The 6287-nt window shown below is 38.8% G+C and carries 3 protein-coding genes and 1 pseudogene; all 4 read right to left on the minus strand.

Annotated features, from left to right (window positions below; translation table 11 throughout):
- Positions 1 to 281, minus strand: a pseudogene (locus V7147_RS23275) (TOMM precursor leader peptide-binding protein); the annotation flags it as partial.
- Positions 278 to 2230, minus strand: coding sequence for a putative thiazole-containing bacteriocin maturation protein (locus V7147_RS23280; RefSeq protein WP_335370180.1), 1953 nt, complete (start codon positions 2228 to 2230; stop codon positions 278 to 280). The pseudogene V7147_RS23275 and the gene V7147_RS23280, both read right to left, overlap by 4 nt.
- 172 nt (positions 2231 to 2402) lie before the next feature.
- Entirely contained in the window at positions 2403 to 2717 is a 315-nt protein-coding gene (locus tag V7147_RS23285; protein WP_335370181.1) for a heterocycloanthracin/sonorensin family bacteriocin, read from the minus strand.
- Positions 2718 to 3141: 424 nt separating this feature from the next.
- Positions 3142 to 6084: a fibronectin type III domain-containing protein gene (locus tag V7147_RS23290; protein WP_335370182.1), complete on the minus strand. Its 2943-nt coding sequence runs from the start codon at positions 6082 to 6084 to the stop codon at positions 3142 to 3144.
- Between the last annotated feature and the right edge of the window lie 203 nt (positions 6085 to 6287).

A 6287-nucleotide genomic window follows, 5' to 3' on the forward strand; every position in this document is an offset into this window, starting at 1 on the left:
GAGCATCCTGGGGAATCTGGTCGAACCAACGGACCAACCACACCCTCACCAAATGAAACAAAGCCTCGTAGCCAGGGGATGCCCTTAGGGCGTAATAGCTCTTCTGCCTTTTGATGAATGGAGGGATCCCAGGCTTCATGCAATACTAAAACTAAATCAGCCTCTTCTGATATTCCTGAGTCGAAATCGGGATGACGAATTAACATGAAATGGGAGGCTAATTCATTGGACACGTGATCCGCTAAAAAACCTTCTCCGATAATCACCACGATACTATTCAAGTGGATTCCTCCTTTTTTAAAAGCACACCATGCAACTCTACCAATTCATTTTTGCTAAATGGTTCAAATTCAAGTTCAAATACCACGATTTGCTTGCTGTTTCGTTCTAATACTTTTATTGCGGATTTTAAAATCTCTGAATGTGTCATCTCTTCACTTGAAGGTATTTCCAGGCTTAGTGGTACATTTTGCTCCAGAAATACGGATGAACCTTCATATGAATGAGCTGTGCGAAAATCCTCTCTGTTTGCTGTCTTCATAATGGCGTGCTGTAATGCATTTTCCAATGCCTTTGTGATAGTCAAACCTAAACCGCTATACCAGCGGTTATTAGTTCTAATCCAAACAACAGGGAATCCAGAAACTTTCTCTCCAACGCTGATAAGCGGTGCCCCATTCAACCTATTCAATACCTGAAGATAAAACTGACAGTGTTTATCTTCTACTGATTTCAATTCTATACGTGAAACAGTATGCTTCTGTTCGTCATTTTTTTCACTTAGCTCCTTAACCAAACACTTTTGCAATCCCCGGCAAACACTTTCTGCTAACGATTCTCCCATTCCTACACCGATAAACTCGTTTTTTTCTATAATACCTTTATCTACTTCCTGTTGTGGGAGAGTTTTAAAGAGATGAGACACATAGGCTTCAATCCCTGTTAGCCCTGCTTCCCTTCGAGCCTCGACATGAGTCAAGCCGGCACAGACTATGTCTGATAACAATTTAGTTGGCCCCTCTGACAACGGGTTGACTGCTTGAACCCGGCATTGTGATAGGGGAAGTTGCTTCAAATCCCCTTCTTCCCAAATATGAAGAATTCCAGTTTCCGGTGATGTCAATTGATTGAATAATAGAAACAACTTTTCCACATCACCATCTCTAGGTACTTCGTTAATCCGTAATTCTAAATCTTGTATCTGTTTAGCTTCTGGGGTGCCCGTCACAAAGGGGTGTGGAATGAAGGAATGCCAGTTTCCCTCTAAAGTATCTAGATTAAGGAGAAAGAATTGATTATCCTCTTTTTCCGATTCAGTTATTCTCGTAATCTCTTTGAATAATTCAAAGACGATTACATTTGCAAGCATCGCTCCTGCTATTTGAGAGAAATTGGATAACGGCTGTTCCTTGTGAAGTGCAGATTCGTGTATGCGCCTCCACGCAGATTCCCAACATCCCTTAGATTCAGGATGCACTAGAGGACCTGCTATACCCATTTGTTCTAAACAAATAGCGGGGAGAAACCCCTTCTTTTCTTTCGTACAAATCTCATTGAGAGCTCGTAATTCCTCAACATCACCCTCTTGTGAAACATACAAAATGAATTGAAATTCTTGCACAATTTCCCTCCATGTCCTCACCCCATCCTTATCTAGGGTTAACACATTAACCATTACCTCGGGATCGGTTTGACGTGCATGTGCAACGTGTTCGGATAACCGCTTTCTATTAGTAGATTCTTGGTCGGTAATTAGTACATGGAACCTTGGTAATCCTGATTCGAGTAATGCAGATACCAATGATACTAAAAATGGGCCAGATCCAACTGCCAAAACTTTTGACTGACGATAGGCTTGAAAGCGGTAAGGGCCAGAGTGTCCGAAATTTTCCAAGAATTCGATTTGAGATGCATACTTCTCGGTTACATGTGATTGTAATTGATGCGGCAAATCTTGACTTACATCCATAACAAATCCGTTGCGATACAGTGCTTCTGCAATTTCGTATACCCGCTCTTGGTATGGGACGGGTAATCCATCAGTTAAATTCCCCAACGAGTACTCTCCATTGAACATGGGTATTAGCTTTTCAACCCACTTATCGATTGTATTTCCTTCCATACGGAACGAACTTGTATTGTTCCGAAAATATACACCGCTGTTTGCATAGGGGAGAAAAAATGTGTCTCTTTTTACCTTGAGACGCATAGAAGGGGTTAATTTTGTCATTTCGCTCCTCCTTTACTAAAGATCCAGTTTGCGATTCTGTACCACCACTGTCACTATAATCCTATGTACAGAAATTTGTCTTATATGTCTAATCATAAAGAGTTAGCCCCTAAAGTATTTTTTCAGGGGCTACATACTTGATGGTTAGAATTACTTTGTATTTAAATTCGAGTTAGTAACCTCCGCAGCGGCCTCCGCCTCCGCAACGGTGTCCACCTCCGCAGCGGCCACCACCACAACTAAAGCAACTAAAGCAGTTAGAGCACCGGAAACAACTAGAACAACTAAAGCAACTAAAGCAGTTAGAGCACCGGAAACAACTAAAGAAACCAGAACATCGTCCAAATCCACCAATTCCACCAAATTCACCTATTTGTCTGGCTGATTCAGCGTAATACTGGTTTGGATCCCAAGGAACTACATCCGTCGAATGGAAATCGCCAATATTTAACATTTGGAGCTCATTTTGAAAATTATTCACGAACATTACCTCCGATTATTCATTATTTATTAAGGTATGAAAGTACTTTGAAATGAAACAGAACTCACAAAATAGAAAAGGATTGTATTCAAGTCATACCGGAAATATTTCAAAGACTTTCCTCAACAAATTATGTCCGATAATTGGGTATTGTGCCTGATTGCATCGCCTAATTTTAATTGGCATTTAAGAGATACATGGCAAATGATTCAAAAGATTCTTGTACTAAATCCTGAAGCCTACAACTTAACTAAAAAATCCTCTCTTTAACTTTTTCAATGGTATTCATTGAAAAATATTAAATGGAGAGGATTTTAATATGAGTTATAAGAGAATCGGCTGGAAAAAGATAGTACGAGTTAATTAGCACATTGTTTGAGCGTGATTAATAATAAAATGGAAAACACCCGCAATTATTTCATGCATTTCTTTACTTCGATTTTGCTTGTTCACTTTTTGCTTTACCAGGAATTAGATGAACATCGACACTTGGGCCAAATCCACTCCATCTGTAGCCTGAAACCTCAAGAAGGCCGTTTGGAAGTACATCTGAGAGTCGTTCTCTCTTAGAGTATTTAATTGCATGACCGACCGCTTCTACTTTAAATGTGTATCGTTTACCTTGTTTTAATCCTGTTACGGTGTAGCTTGTATCAGATGTAGTCAATTCTGAATTTATAGGTGTAAATGCAGCACCTTCAGACTTGATAGGTTGACCATTCACGTATACTCGGTATCCGATTACATCTTGATTGAGTGCTTTTGCAGAATTCCATGACAGATTTACACTAGTTCCATCTGTATTAATTTTTGCTTCTAAGCCACCATCAAAGGAAGGTGCACCGATTGGGTAAGGTCTGGCTGTTTCAAATTCTAGTACACTATTATAAGGTGTCTTATTGCCAGCAAGATCAACTGTTTCGACTTCAATATTATATTTTGTACCAGGTTCTAGGTGTGTTAATGTGTATTTATTTGATGTTGCAAAGCCATTTAACTCACCATTGGCGTAAACGTTGTAACCAGCAATTCCTGTGTCGTCAGTAGCAGCATCCCAAGTTATAGAAGTCCAAGTAAACCCTGTATACACCACATTTACTTCCTTGCCACTAAAAGTATCGCTGGAAGGAATTTTAGTTGTTGATTCTGAAATCGTTGTTTTCATTGGGAGAACGGGTGCTGTTTGATCAGCTTCACCATTTGTAACTACCTTAATTTCTGGACCATTTGAAGTGCGATTTCCTGTTGCATCAGTTGCTTCCACTTTAAATGTGTATTCTGTGGCTGGTGCCAGTCCATCTACAGTAAAACTTGTGCGATTTGTAGTTGTATAGTTTTCACCAAGTTTTTCACCATTTTTGTAGATTGTGTAACCCGCAACACCAACATTATCAGTCGCTTCACTCCATGTTAAAGTAACGCTTTTTCCATCAGGTGATGATATAGCATCAATAACTGTATCTTCTGTCCATTCTGGTTTTTGTGTAGCATCAATTGGTGCTGCTGTTGTATTCTCAAATACAAGTCCCGTAGAATTTGTAATTCTCCATGGATTTCCGCCATTATCTTTGAGGTTTGTAAAAGATACATTAATAAATTTGAAATCTTTTGCATAATCCATATTTACGGAATAGACATTATCAAATTTAACATTTTTGAAAGTAATATTTTCGTGATAAACTTCGCCAGCACTATTATTACCATTTACAAGAATCGCTTGCTTGTTACTTCCCCCTTGATTTCGAACGGTTGTATCAACAATCTCCATATCTCTAAATTGAGAGATGACATCTGCTGGTTCATATTGGATTGCAGCATTTGCATCTGTATAAGCGGAAGTGAAGACAAATGGGCCGTCTCCGTCAATACCCTCCAATGCATTGTTTCTGAAAAGGATATTTTTTGCCCCACCACCCATTGGGGTGTTTGTCTTACTGCGTAAACCTACATCTGTTTTATACATAATATTGTCTTCTACTAAAAAGTCCTGGATCCAGCCACCTGTATGACTACCGGTAACAACCCCACCATGACCCTCACGAATATAGTTATTGAAAATCCAAGCATTTCCTGTTGGCTCACTCTTGGATGCTGCTTGTCCCATTCCTGACGCGAAATTAATAGCATCATCGCCTGTATCAACAAAGTTATTAAAGACCATGATATTTTGAGAGTCACCAAACTCGTATCCATCCGCATTATTGCCATCATACGTTTTGGAAATGGTGCCATTTATTACAATGTTTTTACTATGAAGGTTTACAATCCCGTGATTTGCAGGATTAAGCTGGGTAATTCCTTCATAATACATTCCATCTACGCCACGAACGGTAATCAGATTGGAACGAGTTGCATAAGCGGACTTCGCGTCCATGCCCATTTCTTGTGCGGCATATGATTGATTTGCTGCTAAGATTCCCAATGTATTTTCAGATTCAAGATCTAGTGGGCTCATCTTCCCGTTTTCGATCTTTACATTTCCAGTTACTTTTGAATTGTTGCCAGCAACGTAACGTGGTAATTCATTCCCAAGTTCATCGATGGTAGGATGATTCTTATCATATTTCCACCCGTTCCCATCAATGATCCCATTGCCCACGATACGAATGTTTTTCAAACTGCCGTAATCGTATGTATGTGCATTGATGAGTGAATATGAACGTTCATCTGTAGAATAATCGTATAGCCAGAAATTGGTACTGTAGTCCTCGGCATCCGGAGAGCCGAGTAAATATCCATCCACTTGTAAAGTCATATCAGATTTAAGCCATAATTCTCCGGAGATAAATTTTCCATCTGGTATTAACACCTTGGACCCAGGTGTTGCAGCATCAATGGCTGCTTGAATAGCTTCTGTATCCTTACTATCATCATCTGGTGTTGCCCCATAATCTACAATATTAAAAATCTCTGGTATCTTTGTTGTTTTTCCTACAATTTTATTGGAAGGTGCCGATTCCGTCCCTTCAGCATTCACAGATGTTACATAAAATTCGTAGGACTTATTAGGTTTAAGATTGTTAACCTTAAAATTATGGATAAGAATCTTTTCATGGAAATTATCCTTATCGATATTTTCATAGAAATTATCGATATAGGCTTTTGCTGGGCCACTATTGTCTTCCAGGGCACTTCCAATTTTCTTCTTATTCATATAGATGTTAAAATCTACGATGTCATTATATTGCTCTGGTTTTTCCCAAACAAGAGTGATGCTGGCTTCATCAAAAGCAAGGTCTGGAATCTGTAAATTTACAGGTGATGATGGTCCATTGGGCGATCCTCCCGACTTTGCATAAACTGCTCCGCTAATACTACTAAAAACTAATAGTAAAATTAAAAATAAAACTCCATTAACTTTTAGACTCTTCAAATGCTTCAACCACCTTATTGTTTTTTGTAAATCTAATAAACTTTCTCCTTTCTATTTAAATTTTATATAAACCTTTTTTGGCGCAGAGACACTGCGATGTAAAGGTTCATATTTTAATGGAAGTCGGAAATTTCAAATCTATGTTAACCGCTTCCATTAGAAACGTATACAATCACTTTATTGAATATTTTGATAATTATAGT

This window comes from Bacillus sp. JJ1521 (genome assembly GCF_036965165.1).
Classification (GTDB): Bacteria; Bacillota; Bacilli; order Bacillales; family Bacillaceae_L; genus Ferdinandcohnia.